A 17951-nucleotide genomic window follows, 5' to 3' on the forward strand; every position below is an offset into this window, starting at 1 on the left:
AATCTCGGTCGTGGTCGATGTTCCATCAACGCGTTAACGGTCTTCTTCGATGTCCAGCAGCAGGTTTTCCAGCGCCTCACGGTATTCGCCCGGGGCCTTCCACATGCCGCGCTGTTGGGCTTCCAGCATGCGCTCTGTCATATCGCGCAAGGCATGCGGATTATGTTCGCGCACAAAATCGCGGGTTGCCGGATCAAGCAAATAGGCATCGGCCAGCAACGCGTACTGGTGATCGTCGATCAATTGCGTGGTGGCGTCGAACGCGAACAGGTTGTCGACTGTTGCTGCCATTTCAAACGCACCTTTATAGCCGTGCCGCTTGACGCCTTCGATCCACTTCGGGTTGGCGGCGCGTGATCGAATCACCCGGTTCAGCTCTTCCTTCAAGGTGCGGATTTTCGGCAAATCCGGTTGGCTGTGATCACCGTGATAACTGGCTGCCGCTTCGCCGCTCAGGCTTTCAACGGCCGCCAGCATGCCGCCTTGAAACTGGTAGTAGTCGTTGGAATCGAGCAGGTCATGTTCACGGTTATCCTGGTTTTGCAGCACGGCTTGCACCTGGCTCAAACGCTGGGCGAACTGCTCGCGGGCGGCAGTGCCTTCGTCGGCGCCGCCGTACGCGTAACCGCCCCAGTTCAGATAAACCTCGGCAAGGTCTTCGCGGCTTTGCCACAAACGCCCGTCAATCGCGCCCTGCACGCCCGCGCCGTATGCCCCGGGTTTGGCACCGAAGATTCGCCAGCCGGCCTGTCGCCGGGCGGCGTCTTCGTCCAGCCCGGAGTGCATCAAAGCTTCGCGTTCGGCACGCACTTTGGCGGCCAGAGGGTTGAGGTCGTCCGGCTCGTCAAGCCCCGCAACCGCCTGCACTGCGGCATCGAACAGGCGAATCAGATTGGCGAAGGCATCACGAAAAAATCCGGACACGCGCAAGGTCACGTCCACCCGGGGACGGTCGAGCAAGCTCAGCGGTAGAATCTCGAAGTCATCGACCCGCTGACTGCCAGTCGCCCACACCGGACGCACGCCCATCAGCGCCATGGCTTGGGCGATGTCGTCGCCGCCAGTGCGCATGGTGGCGGTGCCCCATACGGATAATCCGAGTTGGCGCAGGTGATCGCCGTGGTCCTGCAGGTGCCGTTCCAGAATCAGACTCGCCGACTGGAAACCGATGCGCCACGCGGTGGTGGTCGGCAGGTTACGCACGTCCACCGAGTAGAAGTTGCGCCCGGTGGGCAATACGTCCAGACGTCCGCGGCTCGGTGCACCACTGGGGCCCGCCGGGACGAAACGACCACTAAGCGCATCGAGCAAACCGCGCATTTCAGCAGGCCCACAGGCATCCAGTCTTGGAGCAACCACTTCGCGAAGGCTGTCGATGATGGCGCTTACATCAGACCCACCTGATCCCGGTGGGCGCCAGCCTTCGTGGTGAGGGGATTCATCCCCGATGGACTGTGCAATCGACCCCATTTCCGGGGCCGCTTCGCGACCCGACGGGGATGAATCCTCTCGCCACAAGGGCGTGTTGCCACAGGGATCGGGGTTGGCATCCAGGACGTGCGAGATCAGCTGCGCGGCGAACAGTTCCAGACGTTCGCGGGTGTCGCCTGCGGTGCGCCAAACGTCGTTAAGCACGGCTTGCAACTCGGCAGGCTGCGGACCGTTCCAGGGTTCGGCCAGCGCGCAATCCAGCGGATCGAATCCCAGGCCAAAGGCCTTGGCCAACGCCCGCAACAAGCTCGACTGCGCGCCGCGACCATCGCCACGTGGAATGCGCAGCAACGCAAGCAACGTATCGATGCGCAGGCGTCCGGTCGGCGACTCGCCAAAAATGTGCAAACCATCGCGAATTTGCGACTCTTTCAAGTCACACAAATACGTGTCGAGGCGTGGCAACCAGATCGCAGCATCGGCATCGCTGTCGAGCTTTTCGTCCAGTTGCAGTTCACGGTCGATGTGCGTTTCGCGAACCAGTTGCAGGATATCGCGCTGCAGTTCTCGTGCACGTCGCGGATCCAGCAATTGCGCCTCGTAATACTCGTCGGCCAGCAACTCGAGATTACGCAGTGGCCCGTAGGTTTCAGCGCGGGTCAGCGGCGGCATCAGGTGATCGATGATCACCGCTTGGGTGCGGCGCTTGGCTTGAGCGCCCTCGCCCGGATCATTGACGATAAACGGGTAAATATTCGGCAGCGGCCCCAGCAGTGCATCCGGCCAGCAATGCTCTGACAATCCGACGCCTTTGCCTGGCAGCCATTCGAGGTTGCCATGCTTGCCAACATGAATCACCCCGTGGGCGCCATAGGTATTGCGCAGCCAGAAATAGAACGCCAGGTAGCCGTGGGGCGGCACCAGGTCCGGGTCGTGGTACACCGCACTGGGATCGACCTGATAACCGCGCGCCGGTTGAATGCCAACGAAGGTCTGGCCGAAACGCAGCCCGGCGATCATCATTCGTGCGCCTCGAAACATCGGATCGTTTTGTGGCGCCCCCCAACGCTCCAGCACCGCTTGTCGGTTGGCCTCGGGCAGCGCATCGAACATCCGATTGTAGTCATCCAGCGCAAGGCTTTGATGGCAAGGACGCTGGTCGAGGGTGTCGAGGTCGTTGCTGACGCCACCGAGCAGTTGCTGGATCAAATCCGTGCCGCTGGCGGGTAACTCAGCCGGCAACGGATAACCGTGCTGATGCAGCGCACGCAAGATATTAAGCGCCGCCGCCGGTGTATCAAGGCCCACGCCATTGCCGATACGACCGTCACGGGTCGGATAATTGGCCAGAATCAGGGCAATGCGTTTATCGGCGTTGGGCACTCGCGCCAGATCACTCCAGCGCCGCGCCAGTTGCGCGACAAAATCCATGCGCTCGGGTTGCGCCCGATAGCAAACCACATCCGACTGACTGCGCTCACTGCGCCAGGCCAGGTCCTTGAAGCTGATCGGGCGACTGATGATTCGCCCGTCCAGTTCCGGCAAGGCGATGTGCATTGCCAGGTCTCGCGGGCCCAATCCCTGCTCGCTCGCCCGCCAACCAGGCTCGTTGTCTTGGGCGCAGATGGCCTGGATAACCGGAATGTTGCGCCGAAACGGTCGCAAATGCGGCGCTTCAGGGCTCGACTGGGCGAAACCGGTGGTGTTCAAGATCACCGCCGCTTCAACCTCGTCCAGCAAATCTTCGACCACGGTGAGGCAACCTGGCTCTTTTAGACTGGCCAGCGCAATCGGCAATGGGTTAAGCCCTGCCGCCTGCAAACGCTGGCAAAAAATATCGATGAAAGCAGTATTGGCCGCTTGCAAATGTGAACGGTAAAACAGCACCGCCGCGACCGGTTGACCGACCTGCCATTCGGCTTGCCAATCGCTGAGGACTGCGGGGCTTTTTTGCGGGTGATAGATCGCGGTGCGTGGCAGCGTTTGCGGTTCGGCCCAGGCATAGTCACGGGCTAGCCAACGATTGGCCAGGCAGCGAAAAAAGTCCAGGGCATTGCTCATGCCGCCCTGACGCAGGTATTGCCAGAGCCGGTCACGTTCGCCCGCGTCAACCGTGCTCAGATCGCTGAGTTCGGGGTCTGGACGGTCATCGCCCGGCACCAGAATCAGCTGCACACCACGCTCGGCCAGTTGCACCAGACGCTCGACACCATAGCGCCAATAGCCAATGCCGCCGTGCAGCGAAATCAGGATGACCTTGGCATGGCGCAACACCTGGTCGACATACAGGTCAACCGAGGCGTGATTTTGCACCTGCATCGGGTTGGCCAGACGCACGCTCGGGTAATCGTCGGGCAATTGCTGCGCCGCTTCGGCGAGCAGCGCCAGGCTGGAATCACCACTGCACAGGATCACCAGTTCGGCGGGGGTTTGTCCAAGGTCGGCAATGTTGTCATCCGACACGAAACCGCCGGGCTGGGTCCTGAGCAGGTGCATGGGTTAGACGCTGAGCGCAGCGCGCAATTGCGCTTCGAGTTGCGCCGCATCCAGTTCCTGGCCGATCAACACCAGGCGTGTGGTGCGCGCTTCATCGGCGCCCCACTGCCGGTCGAAATGCTTGTCGAAACGCGTGCCCACGCCCTGAATCAGCAAACGCATCGGCTTGTTCGGGATTGCCGCAAAACCCTTGACGCGCAAGATGCCGTGCTTGACCACCAGTTGCGTCAGCGCATCCATCAGCAGGTTTTCATCGGCTTGCGGCAGCTCGATGGAGATCGAATCGAAGGCATCGTGATCGTGGTCGTCTTCGCCTTCATGATGGTGATCGTGATGGCTATGACGGCTATCGATGTGTTCTTCGGAACCGGCGCCGAGGCCAATCAACACGTCCAGCGGCACGCGGCCGCTACTCGCTTCAATTACTTTCACGGCGGGCGGCAGTTCTTCAGCGACTTCCAGGCGCACACGGGCCAGGTCTTCGGCACTGATCAGGTCGGATTTGTTGAGGATCACCAGGTCGGCGCTGGCCAGTTGATCGGCAAACAACTCGTGCAGCGGCGATTCGTGATCCAGGTTCGGGTCCAGTTTACGCTGGGCATCGACCTGGTCCGGGAACGCGGCGAAAGTACCGGCAGCCACGGCTGGGCTATCAACCACGGTAATCACCGCGTCAACCGTGCAAGCACTGCGGATTTCCGGCCATTGGAAGGCCTGGACCAAAGGCTTTGGCAGGGCCAGCCCAGAGGTTTCGATGAGAATGTGATCGAGGTCGCCGCGACGCGCGACCAGTTCGCGCATCACCGGGAAAAACTCTTCCTGCACGGTGCAGCACAGGCAGCCATTGGCCAGTTCGTAGACGCGGCCGTTGGCCTCTTCTTCAGTGCAGCCAATGGAGCACTGCTTGAGGATTTCACCGTCGATACCCAGTTCGCCAAATTCGTTGACGATGACCGCAATGCGGCGCCCCTGGGCGTTGTCGAGCATGTGCCGCAGCAACGTGGTTTTGCCCGAGCCGAGGAAGCCGGTAACGATGGTGACGGGAAGTTTGGCCAGTGTTTTCATCGGATGCCCTTTGGCAAGGTGGCGGGCATACGGGACGACGACCGCTGCGACAGTTGCGCGGAAGATTTCGCCACCGGATCACCCCGCCCGGTTGTAGTGAGAATCTATGACGAGGCAGGTCTCCTGGCTGACGGCGTGCAGGGCGTTGGCCCGGCATTCGCTGCGCCTTCCCGCGAAGCCGTTAAACAGGCTTCGCAGTGGCGTGGCAGCGAACAACACCGTTCACAGTTGCGGGGGCAGCCGCGGCATCGACCGCGTTCCCTTCTTAGCTTCGGCAAACGCCGAAGAACCTCGAAAGCGCAAGGCTACGCATCGTCTGGTGGCCGGTCAATCTCTTGTGGCGAGGGGATTTATCGTTAGGCAGCGAAGCGGCCCCGGTGTCTATTGGCGACGGCTTCGCCGCCGAGCGGGGATAAATCCCCTCGCCACAAAAAACACACCTGAGCTAATTGAGAACCCTTGCCAATTGACGTCAAACCCTCGCCCATGGTCTCCTACGCATCTTGTTACGGGTGCCCTTCACAGGGTGAAACGGGAAACCGGTGAATCATGTGCTTTACTCTAAAGCCATGTCAGTCCGGTGCTGCCCCCGCAACGGTAAACGAGCGAAGAATCAAAACCACTGTGCCAGCAGTTCGGCATGGGAAGGTGATTCTTGCAGGTCAAGGCGACAGCCGAACCCCCTCGTGAGCCCGGAGACCGGCCAGTAACACAAAGTGACCACTACGATCACTGAATAACAAACCCGCGGTGGGCGGGCGCTGTTTGCACCCCTGCGCGCCCGACTCGCGGGGGTTTTGCATGCGCCCCTTATCACCCGCTGACAGACCAGAGGGAAGCGCCATGTCGACCATCAGCAGCACCAAGCACAGTACCGCCAGCAGCACCACAACCCTGAGCCAACGCCTGACCGCCGCCATTTGTGCGTCGATCCTTGGCGCGTGCCTGGTGTATTTCGCCGGTTTCTCGCACATTGAAGCGGTACACAACGCTGCTCATGACACCCGTCACAGCTCCGCATTCCCGTGCCATTGAGACCTGCCGACATGATCAAGCGTATTGCTCAAACCGCAGGTTTTACCGGTCTGCTGGCCGCCCTCCTGCTGACCCTGTTGCAAAGTTTTTGGGTGGCCCCGTTGATTTTGCAGGCCGAGACCTACGAAAAATCCGAGCCAGCGGCGGTTGAAGTTCACGAACACGATGCCGCCGCCATGGCCGGCCATACTCACGATGCCGAAGCCTGGGAGCCGGAGAATGGCTGGCAGCGCGTTGCATCGACCACCGGCGGCAACCTGGTAGTCGCCGTTGGTTTCGCCCTGATGCTGGCGGGCCTGTACACCTTGCGCGCCCCGACCAAAACGTCCCAGGGCTTGCTCTGGGGCCTGGCCGGTTACGCGACATTTGTGCTGGCGCCAACCCTGGGCCTGCCACCCGAACTGCCGGGCACCGCAGCGGCTGATCTGGCCCAGCGGCAACTCTGGTGGATCGGCACCGCTGCCTCAACGGCTGTCGGCATTGCATTGATCGTGTTCAGTCGCCACTGGCTGATGAAAGTACTGGGCGTGGCAATCCTGGCCGTTCCGCACGTGATCGGCGCACCGCAACCGGAAGTGCACTCGATGCTGGCCCCGGAAGCACTGGAATCGCAATTCAAAATCGCTTCGCAGCTGACCAACGTGGTGTTCTGGCTGGCCTTGGGCCTGATCAGCGCATGGTTGTTCCGCCGCAAAAGCGATGGCCAATACCACGCATGAGTGAACCCGGCACAGCGCCGACTTTAGTGGTCGGCCTGGGCTGCCAACGCGGCTGCCCCGCCGGTACCTTGCGAGCATTGCTGGAGCAGGCATTACAGGCTCACCGCATCGAATTGCACCAGATAGTTGCCCTGGCCACTATCGACCTGAAGCGCGACGAGCCTGGCCTGCTCGAATTGGCCGCAGAGCTTGAGTTGCCACTGAGCTACTTCAGCAGCGAACAACTGGCCAGGTACCAAACGCAACTCAGCCATCGCTCGCAAATCGCTTTCGAACGCACCGGCTGCTACGGCGTCGCAGAAAGCGCAGCATTGGCGCTTGCGGAACACCTGGCGCAGTCACCGGCAACGCTACTGATTTCACGACAAAAATACGCTCAGGCCACCCTGGCATTGGCCTGCGCTGTATAAATTCCCCGATAATCCCCCCGTCCATCATGAGCGATCTTCATCTGAAGACCCGCCTAACCCTTTTTCTGACAGGAAATGACGATGACCGTCTTCTTCATTGGCGCAGGTCCCGGCGACCCGGAATTGATCACCGTCAAAGGCCAGCGGCTGATTCGCACGTGTCCGGTAATCATCTACGCCGGCTCGCTGGTGCCAGAGGCGGTGCTGCAAGGACACAGCGCGGAGTTGGTTGTAAACAGCGCTGAATTGCACCTGGAACAGATCATCGAGCTGATCAAGACCGCTGATGCCAAGGGGCAGGATGTGGCGCGCGTACATTCCGGCGATCCGAGCCTGTATGGAGCGATTGGCGAGCAGATTCGTTACCTGCGCGAACTCGAAATTGCATTTGAGATCGTCCCCGGCGTCACTGCCACCGCAGCGTGCGCGGCACTGCTGGGCGCTGAATTGACGCTGCCAGACGTATCTCAAAGCGTAATCTTGACCCGCTATGCCGACAAGACCGCGATGCCAGCAGGTGAGGAGCTGGGGAATCTGGCACAGCACGGCGCGACGATGGCGATCCACCTGGGGGTCAATCATCTGCAAAAAATCATTGTTGAACTGCTGCCGCATTACGGCGCCGACTGTCCAATCGCGGTGATTCATCGCGCGACCTGGCCGGATCAGGATTGGGTGGTGGGAACGCTTGCGGACATCGCCGGGAAGGTTGAAGCCAAAGGGTTTCGGCGCACGGCGTTGATATTGGTGGGTCGGGTATTAGGCAGTGATCACTTCAGTGAGTCATCGCTGTATCGCGCAGGGCATGCGCATCTGTACAGGTCCTGAAGCGTTGGTGGCGAGTGAGCATGCTCGCGCAGGACCGCTATGCGGCCCAACGACAGCCAATGCATTCATCACGGGAAAATGCATTAGCTGCTTTGCGACTGCTGCGCAATTGATGGGAGCAAGCTCCGTCGCCACCGCGACGTTTTTTTTCGCAGCGAACGCCCTTAGTAGTAGGCGTTTTCTTTCTGCGTGTGGTCGGTAACGTCACGCACACCCTTAAGCTCGGGAATACGCTCGAGCAACGTGCGCTCGATGCCTTCGCGAAGGGTGACGTCTGCCTGGCCGCAGCCCTGGCAACCGCCGCCGAACTTGAGCACGGCAATGCCGTCTTCAACCACATCGATCAGGCTGACCTGACCGCCGTGGCTCGCAAGCCCCGGGTTGATTTCGGTTTGCAGGTAGTAATTGATGCGCTCATTGACCGGGCTGTCGGCGTTGACCATCGGGACTTTGGCGTTTGGCGCCTTGATGGTCAGTTGGCCGCCCATGCGGTCGGTGGCGTAATCGACGACCGCATCATCCAGAAAAGCTTCGCTGAACGAATCGATATAGGCAGTGAAGCTTTTCAGCCCCAGTGCCGTGTCTTCCGGTTTTTCTTCGCCCGGCTTGCAGTAAGCAATGCAGGTTTCGGCGTACTGGGTGCCAGGCTGGGTGATGAAGACGCGGATGCCGATGCCTGGGGTGTTCTGCTTGGAAAGCAGATCAGCCAGATAATCGTGGGCGGCGTCAGTGATGGTAATAGCGGTCATGGAAACTCCTCGCAGGCTTGGGCGCAGTTTACGCCAATCATCGCGCCGCACAAAGTCCTAGTATTTTTGTCGGGAAAGCACTGGCTTCGATCTTTTCGCAGGTTCGCCGTCAATTCGGTCTTTTAGCCACCGATAGCTGCTTTTTTCGATCCATTCGTAACTTGCCCAAGACCCAAGGCCAATAGTCAAAGCACAAACCACAAACATCACGTAGGGATTCACCCCATAACGCTGTGCGATAAAACCACCGGCCGACAGCACCAGAACGTGCATCAAGTACACGGAATAGGAGCAATCGCCCAGCAACTTGAGCAGGCGTTTGTTCTCGAAATAGCGCTCCAGTGCCATGCAACACGCCACCAAAATCGCACTTGGTACGCCCCACGCCAGAAACCGCGGTTGGGGCTGCACGTGATAAATCGCCAGTAAGGCCAAGGCGATGCCCAGCAAGGGCAGGCTCAAACCGGGTTTTATCCAGCCACGACGGTAGATCATGCCGATGGCGATACCCAATAGAAACTCATAGACGATGTCCGAACGGTAGAACTCGCTGATCCAGCCCCAGTCAGTCCAGGCCCGGCAAACAGCAAATAGCAGGGCTGCGACGATCAGCAGGCGAACCTGCAAACGAAACAGCAGCGCCCACGCAAACAACACGTAGAAGAGCATTTCGTAGTTTAGGGTCCAGCCGACATTGAGCGTGGGGTAGATGCCGTAGCCGCCGGGGTTTTCAGAAGGGATAAACAGCAGCGACATCAGGAAGTGCGACCAGTCGACCGTTTGATCGGGCAACACGGGTCTGGCGAAGACCACCGCCAATGCCATCAACACCGAGTACAACCAGTACGCAGGCACGATACGAATCAATCGATAAAGCAGAAAACGCGCCGGCGGCAGCGATTTACCTTCGGTTGAGAGGAAGATCACCAAACCGCTGATGACGAAGAAAATGTCGACGCCGACCGCGCCTTTGTCGATGAACATCTGACCTATCGGACCACGTGCGTGGAAGTCGAAAAATATCTGCATGAAATGGTGGCAAACCACCGTCCAGGCCGCGAGCGCACGCAGCGCCTGTACCGAAATCAACATTGACGGCCCTCCCGCAACCACCGCGCCCACCAGAAATAAATGGCGCCTGTAGAGTCCGACAGCGGGAGGCCATCAAAAGTCGATCAAAGATTCTCGTACCGGTTCATGTCCAGCACACCCTCCTCCACCGGGTTGGTTTCGCGGATGTATTGGCTCAAGTCGTGGAAGTAGAACCAGAATTGCGGATGGCTGCGGCGAATTCCCCAGCGTTCGACGATTTTTTCAAAGCGGTTGGCGTCCTTGGCGTTTTCCATGGCGCTGACGAAATCCGGCACCTGGTCGGCCGGGATGTTGAACATGAAATTCGGATAGCTGCTGAGCACACCAGGGAAAATGGTCAGCGTGTCCAGACCCGGCTGGTAACGCAGTGATTCACCCAGAATAAACGCCACGTTGCTGTGCGCCCGGTTACGCAGCAAGCTGTAGATTTCGCGTTTGCCGGTTGAGGTTTCGATGCGCAGCATGGTGGCTTCGGGTAGTTGGTCAATCACCTTCAGCCCCGCGGCCGGCCGTGACGTCAAGCGACTGAGCGACTGCTCGGCGGCCTGCAACTGCGGGTCGATGTTGGGCCGTGAACAGTAGGCACCGTCGCAACGATTGATAGGGTCGGGGCTGGCGTTGAGGTCGCCGTAACGGGCCAGCAACTGCTTCGCGAAGTCGCGCTTCGGGTCCTTTTCGTCAAGCTTGAGCGCCGTCGGCTTGTCGTCATCGATCGACTCGTAATCCAGCCACATTTTGAATTGACCGCTGCTCTGGTACCAATCGTCGAGGTAATCATCGCGCGAGTCGGCAGGCATCAGGCGCAAGAAGTTCTGCTCGGCACCGTTGCGGATCAGGTCGAAATACAAGCGTGTCTGCGCCTGATGAGAGACGTTGCCATAGACATCGAAGTTGACCGCCAGCTGATAATACGTGCGCTCCAGCAGCGGAAAATCGAACAGCCACATCGTTTGCGGCACGTCACCAATCAAGCCTTTGTTAACCGAAGCGCTGTCAAAGTGGCGGAAGATACTCAGCAGCGCGTTGTCGTTCCCCGCCCACAAGGTCGACCAACTCGGTGCCGGCGCATCGGCGTAGCTGTCGCGGCGCAAGGCCTCGTACTGGTTGCGTTTATTGCGGTAGTCGTGCCACAAGCTCAGAACGCTGCCCACGTCGTCGTTTTGCCCGGGCATGGCCAACAACGGCGTGGCTTGACCGCGATAGTTAGGGTCGACGATATAAAGGTCGTGTTCCGGCGCCTGGAACATCACCCAGAAATTATCGCGAATCACATCCGTCGCGATCTGGCCGCGGCACACCGGACCACGGATGAAGGTGCGCACAAAGTACTCAGCGTTATCGAGCATGAACTGGTAACGCGCCTGAGCCGGAATCGCCTCGAAGGTACTGAATGGATTCGCCCGACGCTCCGGCCCGTAGCCCGGCAACGCGTCAACCTGCCAGTTGCCGCTGTAAAACAGGCTTTTGACGCGGGCCATCTTCGCCGCACTCAGCGCATAGGTGATGTGGGTTTTCTGCACAATCACGCCTTGCACCGGCCACAGACGGTAATACACCTGAGTGCCTGGATCGTCGTTCGGGCGGCGTGTACTGATCAGGTCGATAGGCTGCCCGGTTGGCGTGCGCGAGCGCACCCATTGGAAGAAATGCCCAGGCTCGCCCTCCTTGAAATAGAGGTGGGCCAGAAACCAATGCTCGAACAACCAGCGCCCCACCAGGGTCTCGCGAGCGCCTGGCGAGTTAAGGAGATTTTCCCACTGCACGATTTGCGACGCTTCTGCGGCACTCGGCACCAGGCTTTGTTCGTCGATCTGCGCGCCGGACGCCAGCCAGCGTTGCAATGTTTGATATTGCCGATCAGTCAGGCCAGTGACCGCCAGTGGCATGCCTTCTTTAGGGTGCGCGCTGGCATAACCCTCAAATTCCGCCGGCATCGCACACATGTTCTCGCGGTTCAGACCCAGAACGATGTCTTGCGGCAATTTGGCATTAGGCTGCAACGGTGCGTTATGGCCCAGCTCAAGCATCCGCGCCATCAACGAGGCCTGGCTGCCCTGACTGTCCAGCACCGGGTAGAAGCCCTTCTGCTGCCAGGCGTGCTTGCCAAAAGCGTCGAAAAAGAGCCGGGTCGGCGCTGAAGCTGTGCTGCGCTCGCCATCGTAAACCGGGATTTTGTTCGCGCCACGGGCTGCGCCCTCTCCACTGCCAAGATTGAGCTGGCACGCGGCGTCGTTGCACGCATGGCAGGCCACGCACTTTTCGGTGAAGATCGGCTGGATATCGCGGCTGTAAGAAATTGCCGGCGAAACGGCAGGATCCTGCGCACCGGCACTCAGGCTTAACAAAAGCAACACACTGCCGATGATGACGCGATACGACATGTCCTTGGTCCCAGTTATGAAAAACGCGCGATTCTACCGGTCTGGCGCTGCCACCAACATGAACGATATTCATGCAAAACCGGGACATGCTCTAAAAGCGCACAGGTTTGCTATTATCCCCGCCCTTCGTAATGGTCTTTCCGAGTAGTCCAAATGTCCGATCGCAGCCTTCGCCTTCAAGCTTTCAAGCACGCACTCAAAGAGCGCATCCTGATTCTCGACGGCGGTATGGGCACGATGATCCAGAGCTACAAGCTCGAAGAGCAGGATTATCGCGGCAAACGCTTCGCCGACTGGCCGAGCGACGTCAAAGGTAACAACGATCTGTTGGTACTGACTCGCCCGGACGTCATTGGTGCTATCGAGAAAGCGTACCTCGACGCCGGCGCCGACATTCTGGAAACCAACACCTTTAACGCCACTCAAGTGTCGCTGGCCGACTATGGCATGCAGCAACTGGCCTACGAGTTAAACGTAGAAGGCGCTCGGCTGGCGCGCAAGGTCGCAGACGCCAAGACTCTCGAGACGCCGGACAAACCGCGCTTCGTTGCCGGCGTGATCGGGCCGACCAGTCGCACCTGCTCCTTGTCGCCGGACGTCAACAACCCTGGCTATCGCAACGTGACCTTCGACGAACTGGTGGAGAACTACACCGAGGCCACCAAAGGCCTGATCGAAGGCGGCGCCGACCTGATCCTGATCGAAACCATCTTCGACACCTTGAACGCCAAAGCCGCGATTTTCGCGGTACAGGGCGTGTTTGAAGAACTGGGCGTCGAATTGCCGATCATGATTTCCGGCACCATTACCGATGCGTCCGGCCGCACCCTGTCAGGCCAGACCACCGAAGCGTTCTGGAACTCGGTGTCACACGCCAAGCCAATCTCGGTGGGACTGAACTGCGCGCTCGGCGCCAGCGAATTGCGCCCCTACCTGGAAGAGTTGTCGAACAAGGCCAGCACCCACGTTTCTGCGCACCCGAACGCCGGCCTGCCGAACGAGTTCGGCGAGTACGACGAACTGCCGGTCGAAACTGCCAAGGTCATCGAAGAATTCGCCCAAAGCGGCTTCCTCAACATCGTCGGTGGTTGCTGCGGCACCACGCCAGGCCATATCGAAGCCATTGCAAAAGCCGTGGCGGGTTACGCTCCCCGGGTTATTCCGGACATCCCGAAAGCGTGCCGCCTGTCAGGCCTGGAACCGTTCACCATTGATCGCAGCTCGTTGTTCGTCAACGTCGGCGAGCGGACCAACATCACGGGTTCCGCGCGGTTCGCCCGCCTGATCCGTGAAGACAACTACACCGAAGCCCTGGAAGTCGCACTGCAGCAAGTCGAAGCTGGCGCGCAGATTATCGACATCAACATGGACGAAGGGATGCTCGATTCGAAGAAGGCCATGGTGACCTTCCTCAATCTGATTGCCGGTGAACCGGACATCTCCCGCGTGCCGATCATGATCGACTCCTCGAAATGGGAAGTGATCGAAGCCGGCCTGAAGTGCATTCAGGGCAAAGGCATCGTCAACTCGATCAGCATGAAAGAAGGCGTCGAGCAGTTCATCCATCACGCCAAACTGTGCAAGCGCTACGGCGCTGCCGTGGTGGTGATGGCCTTCGACGAAGCCGGCCAGGCCGATACCGAAGCGCGCAAGAAAGAAATCTGCAAACGCTCCTATGACATCCTGGTCAACGAAGTGGGCTTCCCGCCGGAAGACATCATTTTCGACCCGAACATCTTTGCCGTGGCCACCGGCATTGAAGAACACAACAACTATGCCGTGGACTTCATCAACGCCTGCGCTTACATCCGCGATGAACTGCCGTACGCACTGACCTCGGGCGGCGTGTCCAACGTTTCGTTCTCGTTCCGGGGTAACAACCCGGTACGCGAGGCGATCCACTCGGTGTTCCTGCTGTATGCGATCCGCAACGGCCTGACCATGGGCATCGTCAACGCCGGTCAGCTGGAGATCTACGACCAGATCCCGGCCGAGCTGCGTGATGCGGTTGAAGACGTGGTGCTGAACCGCACCCCGGAAGGCACCGACGCCCTGCTCGCCATTGCCGACAAGTACAAGGGTGACGGCAGCGTCAAGGAAGCGGAAACCGAAGAGTGGCGCGGCTGGGAAGTCAACAAACGGCTGGAACATGCGCTGGTAAAAGGCATCACCACGCACATCGTTGAAGACACCGAAGAGTCACGCCAGTCGTTCGCACGCCCGATCGAGGTCATCGAAGGCCCGTTGATGTCCGGCATGAACATCGTCGGCGACCTGTTCGGTGCCGGCAAAATGTTCCTGCCGCAGGTAGTAAAATCTGCCCGCGTCATGAAACAGGCCGTGGCCCACCTGATTCCGTTCATCGAACTGGAAAAAGGCGACAAGCCGGAAGCCAAGGGCAAGATCCTGATGGCCACGGTCAAGGGTGACGTGCACGACATCGGCAAAAACATCGTTGGCGTGGTGCTGGGCTGTAACGGCTACGACATCGTCGACCTCGGCGTGATGGTGCCGGCGGAAAAAATCCTGCAAGTGGCCAAAGAGCAGAAATGCGACATCATTGGCCTGTCCGGTTTGATCACGCCTTCGCTGGATGAAATGGTGCATGTCGCCCGGGAAATGCAGCGTCAGGAGTTCTACCTGCCGCTGATGATCGGTGGCGCGACCACCTCCAAAGCGCACACGGCGGTGAAAATCGAGCCGAAGTACAGCAACGATGCAGTGATCTACGTGACCGACGCCTCGCGCGCGGTGGGTGTGGCCACGCAGTTGCTGTCCAAGGAATTGAAACCGGCGTTCGTCGAAAAAACCCGTCTTGACTACATTGAAGTGCGCGAGCGCACCGCCAACCGCAGCGCCCGTACCGAACGCCTGAGCTACCCGGTTGCAATCGCCAAGAAACCACAGTTTGACTGGAGCACGTATGAGCCGGTCAAACCGACGTTTACCGGTTCCAAGGTGCTGGACAATATCGATCTGAAAGTCCTGGCCGAGTACATCGACTGGACGCCGTTCTTTATCTCCTGGGACCTGGCCGGCAAGTTCCCGCGCATCCTCGAGGACGAAGTGGTGGGTGAGGCGGCGACCGCGCTGTACGCCGACGCGCAGGAGATGCTCGCCAAGCTGATCGACGAGAAACTGATCAGCGCCCGCGCGGTATTCGGTTTCTGGCCAGCCAACCAGGTACGCGACGACGATATTGAAGTCTACGGCGATGACGGCAAACCACTGGCCAAGCTGCATCATTTGCGCCAGCAAATCATCAAGACCGACGGCAAGCCAAACTTCTCGCTGGCGGACTTCGTGGCGCCAAAAGACACTGAGATCACCGATTATGTCGGTGGCTTCATCACCACCGCCGGTATCGGCGCTGAAGAAGTGGCCAAGGCCTACCAAGATGCTGGCGACGATTACAACTCGATTATGGTCAAGGCCCTGGCTGATCGCCTGGCCGAGGCCTGTGCCGAGTGGCTGCACCAACAGGTGCGTAAAGATTATTGGGGTTACGCCAAGGACGAAACACTCGACAACGAGGCGTTGATCAAAGAGCAATACACCGGCATCCGCCCCGCTCCCGGCTATCCGGCCTGCCCGGATCACACCGAGAAAGGCACGCTGTTTGCCTTGCTCGACCCTGAAGCCAGCGAAATGCAGGCGGGACGCAGCGGCGTATTCCTCACCGAACACTACGCGATGTTCCCGGCGGCAGCGGTCAGTGGCTGGTACTTCGCTCACCCGCAAGCGCAATATTTTGCGGTGGGCAAGATCGACAAGGATCAGGTGCAGAGCTACACCTCGCGCAAGGGTCAGGAACTGAGCGTAACCGAGCGCTGGTTGGCGCCAAACCTGGGTTACGACAACTAAGGCTGCCTTGTGGTGAGGGACCGGGGCGGCTACGCCCCCCATCGGGGATAAATCCCCTCACCACGCAGGTCTCGCCAACTCCGGCGCGACGCAAAAATTCTTCGACGTGGATCTATCCCCACTCACAGCAGTAATGAGGGCCTCTGTCCCTGATCACAGCCCTCTGCATGAGGGAATTTGCCCCCTGATCACTGCTCACTGTGGTGAGGGGATCTGAAATCCTGATCACAGCCCCCTGTGATGAAGGGATCTGAAATCCTGATCACAGCCCCCTGTGATGAAGGGATCTGAACCCTCATCACCGCCCCCTGTAATGAAAGGTTCTGAACCCTCATCACATCACCCTGCATGAGGGGATTTATCCCCTGACCACCGCTCACTGTGGTGAGGGGATTTATCCCCGTTCGGCTGCGCAGCAGGCGCTGAATCGTTAAACAAAACGCGGTTCAGGGTTGGCGTCCATAACTTGTCTATGCTTAGGCTTGAATTCAGCTGATGGGGGATTTATGGACGATCCAGTCGACAACAAGCCGCCGAGCTTCTGGCAAATGCTGCACAGCGTCATGGCCGCGGCATTCGGCGTGCAAAGCGGAAAAAACCGTGCCCGCGACTTCACTCACGGCAAGCCCAGTCATTTCGTGATTCTTGGCATTCTGTTCACGGCGCTGTTCGCCCTGACGCTGTTTGCCATCGTGCAATTGGTGCTGCACTTCGCCGGCGTCTGAAGGCGATCAGTGCATCACTGTTTGCAAGCTGAACGGATACCGATACGACGTCGGCCGACCTTTTGCTGACAACTTTTTAAAATCAACGCCGTAATCCTGGTCCGCGCCCAACGCCAACAGGCGTTTGGCCTGCACGTGATCAATCAATTGCAGCGCTGGAACCTGGCGGTCGCGACCGCCGTACTGGCTGATGTCCACACCCTGCTCGTCGTCATGCAACTCGACCAAGGCCCAGCCCCCGAGGGTGAAATGCCCGCCGAGCAACACACTCAGGCGTCTGTCGAGCAACGCCTGCAACGCTTCGGGGGATGTATTGAAAGCCCCGAACAACACGTCCTTGCCCGGTTGCCCGCCTGTTTGCGAATAGGCCTGCATGGCTCCGAAGGCCATTTCGTCATTGGCCGACCACACCAGCGACGTCTGCGGATAACGCGCCAACAGCATTTTCGCCTGTTCGTAAGCGCGTTCCCGGGTCCATCCGCCATACACCAATTGACGCAAATGCACTTCAGGGTGCTCGGCCAGCGCACGCATCATGCCCTTCTCCCGAAGTTGCGCCGCGGGCGTAATCTTCAACCCGGAAAAAGCCAGCAGGTCAACGCCTTGGCCAGGAGGAACCGGACCATGCAAGCGAATCAGTTCCTTGAGCATCAGGTAGCCGCCCTCCTCGTCATTGGGCACAAGACTGCCCAGCCAAGCGGGGTACTTGCCCGGTTGCGAGTCGTACAGGCGCTTCTGATCGGGCGTCAGAGCGTTATTGACGATGAACAGCTTCACGCCACTGCCTTGCGCCAGGCGCAAGATTTCAGGGGCGACATACAGTTCGTTGACGAAGACCAGATAGTCCGGCCGAATGGGGCCTTGAAGCGCATCGCGCGCCTGCTGGATGGTGGTTTCAGCCACTCGCTCGGAGTACTTGACGCGCAGTTCCATACCCAATTCATCGGCCGCAGCCTGCATGAACTGCGAATAGCTGACCCAAAAAGCTTCCCTCTCGGTCCCAGGGTTCAGGAACAGCACCGACGACGCCTGGGCGCAACTAGCCACGACCGCAGCCAGCGCCAGTATCAAACCGCAGAAAAACTTAAGCATTGTCCGTCCGAGCCCCGAAAATTCGCCGCGCATTATAGCCAGCGAAGTCCCGTAAAACGGGGTT

12 protein-coding genes and 2 riboswitches are annotated in these 17951 nt (G+C 59.3%); of the genes, 6 read left to right on the top strand and 6 right to left on the bottom strand.

Annotation, left to right across the window (positions count from 1 at the left end; translation table 11 throughout):
- Nucleotides 1-33: 33 nt before the first annotated feature.
- Together cobN and cobW are read right to left on the bottom strand one after the other, a co-directional pair.
- Nucleotides 34-3927, bottom strand: coding sequence for a cobaltochelatase subunit CobN (gene cobN / locus ACQR3R_RS09230; protein WP_428271747.1), 3894 nt, complete (start codon nucleotides 3925-3927; stop codon nucleotides 34-36).
- Nucleotides 3928-3930: 3 nt separating this feature from the next.
- Nucleotides 3931-4992 (bottom strand): cobalamin biosynthesis protein CobW, encoded by a 1062-nt coding sequence (gene cobW, locus ACQR3R_RS09235; protein WP_428271748.1) that lies wholly within the window; start codon nucleotides 4990-4992, stop codon nucleotides 3931-3933.
- A gap of 96 nt (nucleotides 4993-5088) precedes the next feature.
- Nucleotides 5089-5301, bottom strand: a riboswitch (cobalamin riboswitch).
- Nucleotides 5302-5485: 184 nt separating this feature from the next.
- A riboswitch (cobalamin riboswitch) is annotated at nucleotides 5486-5714 on the top strand.
- Between the two features lie 121 nt (nucleotides 5715-5835).
- On the opposite strand from cobW, the gene ACQR3R_RS09240 reads away from it, so the two are divergent.
- The 4 genes from ACQR3R_RS09240 to cobM all read left to right on the top strand — a co-directional run bounded on the left by ACQR3R_RS09240 (nucleotide 5836) and on the right by cobM (nucleotide 7984).
- Nucleotides 5836-6027, top strand: a complete 192-nt coding sequence (locus ACQR3R_RS09240; protein WP_428271749.1) for a CbtB domain-containing protein — start codon at nucleotides 5836-5838, stop codon at nucleotides 6025-6027.
- Between the two features lie 11 nt (nucleotides 6028-6038).
- Nucleotides 6039-6746, top strand: coding sequence for a CbtA family protein (locus ACQR3R_RS09245; RefSeq protein ID WP_428271750.1), 708 nt, complete (start codon nucleotides 6039-6041; stop codon nucleotides 6744-6746).
- Nucleotides 6743-7156, top strand: coding sequence for a cobalamin biosynthesis protein (locus tag ACQR3R_RS09250; RefSeq protein ID WP_428271751.1), 414 nt, complete (start codon nucleotides 6743-6745; stop codon nucleotides 7154-7156). The genes ACQR3R_RS09245 and ACQR3R_RS09250 overlap by 4 nt, the downstream gene beginning before the upstream one ends.
- 81 nt (nucleotides 7157-7237) lie before the next feature.
- Nucleotides 7238-7984, top strand: a complete 747-nt coding sequence (gene cobM / locus ACQR3R_RS09255) for a precorrin-4 C(11)-methyltransferase (protein ID WP_428271753.1) — start codon at nucleotides 7238-7240, stop codon at nucleotides 7982-7984.
- 164 nt (nucleotides 7985-8148) lie between these two features.
- On the opposite strand, the gene nfuA is transcribed toward cobM, so the two are convergent.
- The 3 genes from nfuA to ACQR3R_RS09270 all read right to left on the bottom strand — a co-directional run bounded on the left by nfuA (nucleotide 8149) and on the right by ACQR3R_RS09270 (nucleotide 12206).
- Nucleotides 8149-8733 (bottom strand): Fe-S biogenesis protein NfuA, encoded by a 585-nt coding sequence (nfuA, locus tag ACQR3R_RS09260; RefSeq protein WP_007898222.1) that lies wholly within the window; start codon nucleotides 8731-8733, stop codon nucleotides 8149-8151.
- Nucleotides 8734-8790: 57 nt separating this feature from the next.
- A complete protein-coding gene (locus ACQR3R_RS09265; RefSeq protein ID WP_428271754.1) occupies nucleotides 8791-9825 on the bottom strand; it encodes an acyltransferase family protein in 1035 nt (344 codons plus the stop codon).
- 83 nt (nucleotides 9826-9908) lie between these two features.
- Nucleotides 9909-12206: a fatty acid cis/trans isomerase gene (locus ACQR3R_RS09270; RefSeq protein WP_428271755.1), complete on the bottom strand. Its 2298-nt coding sequence runs from the start codon at nucleotides 12204-12206 to the stop codon at nucleotides 9909-9911.
- A gap of 153 nt (nucleotides 12207-12359) precedes the next feature.
- Between ACQR3R_RS09270 and metH the strand changes: the two genes are divergently transcribed.
- Together metH and ACQR3R_RS09280 are read left to right on the top strand one after the other, a co-directional pair.
- Nucleotides 12360-16070, top strand: a complete 3711-nt coding sequence (gene metH, locus ACQR3R_RS09275) for a methionine synthase (RefSeq protein ID WP_428271756.1) — start codon at nucleotides 12360-12362, stop codon at nucleotides 16068-16070.
- Between the two features lie 506 nt (nucleotides 16071-16576).
- Nucleotides 16577-16795 carry a DUF2970 domain-containing protein gene (locus ACQR3R_RS09280; RefSeq protein ID WP_428271757.1) on the top strand — a complete coding sequence of 73 codons (219 nt, stop codon included), beginning with the start codon at nucleotides 16577-16579 and terminating at the stop codon, nucleotides 16793-16795.
- 6 nt (nucleotides 16796-16801) lie between these two features.
- On the opposite strand, the gene ACQR3R_RS09285 is transcribed toward ACQR3R_RS09280, so the two are convergent.
- On the bottom strand, nucleotides 16802-17887 hold the full coding sequence (locus tag ACQR3R_RS09285; protein WP_428271758.1) for a substrate-binding domain-containing protein: 1086 nt from the start codon (nucleotides 17885-17887) through the stop codon (nucleotides 16802-16804).
- Nucleotides 17888-17951 lie beyond the last annotated feature (64 nt).

It is taken from the genome of Gordonia sp. IEGM753 (assembly GCF_050321825.1).
Taxonomy (GTDB): Bacteria; Pseudomonadota; Gammaproteobacteria; order Pseudomonadales; family Pseudomonadaceae; genus Aquipseudomonas.

Bases quoted from the DNA above. Each gene is read 5' to 3' on its own strand.
- cobN (WP_428271747.1), bottom strand. From the start codon at position 3,927: ATGCACCTGCTCAGGACCCAGCCCGGCGGTTTCGTGTCGGATGACAAC.
- cobW (WP_428271748.1), bottom strand. From the start codon at position 4,992: ATGAAAACACTGGCCAAACTTCCCGTCACCATCGTTACCGGCTTCCTC.
- ACQR3R_RS09240 (WP_428271749.1), top strand. From the start codon at position 5,836: ATGTCGACCATCAGCAGCACCAAGCACAGTACCGCCAGCAGCACCACA.
- ACQR3R_RS09245 (WP_428271750.1), top strand. From the start codon at position 6,039: ATGATCAAGCGTATTGCTCAAACCGCAGGTTTTACCGGTCTGCTGGCC.
- ACQR3R_RS09250 (WP_428271751.1), top strand. From the start codon at position 6,743: ATGAGTGAACCCGGCACAGCGCCGACTTTAGTGGTCGGCCTGGGCTGC.
- cobM (WP_428271753.1), top strand. From the start codon at position 7,238: ATGACCGTCTTCTTCATTGGCGCAGGTCCCGGCGACCCGGAATTGATC.
- nfuA (WP_007898222.1), bottom strand. From the start codon at position 8,733: ATGACCGCTATTACCATCACTGACGCCGCCCACGATTATCTGGCTGAT.
- ACQR3R_RS09265 (WP_428271754.1), bottom strand. From the start codon at position 9,825: ATGTTGATTTCGGTACAGGCGCTGCGTGCGCTCGCGGCCTGGACGGTG.
- ACQR3R_RS09270 (WP_428271755.1), bottom strand. From the start codon at position 12,206: ATGTCGTATCGCGTCATCATCGGCAGTGTGTTGCTTTTGTTAAGCCTG.
- metH (WP_428271756.1), top strand. From the start codon at position 12,360: ATGTCCGATCGCAGCCTTCGCCTTCAAGCTTTCAAGCACGCACTCAAA.
- ACQR3R_RS09280 (WP_428271757.1), top strand. From the start codon at position 16,577: ATGGACGATCCAGTCGACAACAAGCCGCCGAGCTTCTGGCAAATGCTG.
- ACQR3R_RS09285 (WP_428271758.1), bottom strand. From the start codon at position 17,887: ATGCTTAAGTTTTTCTGCGGTTTGATACTGGCGCTGGCTGCGGTCGTG.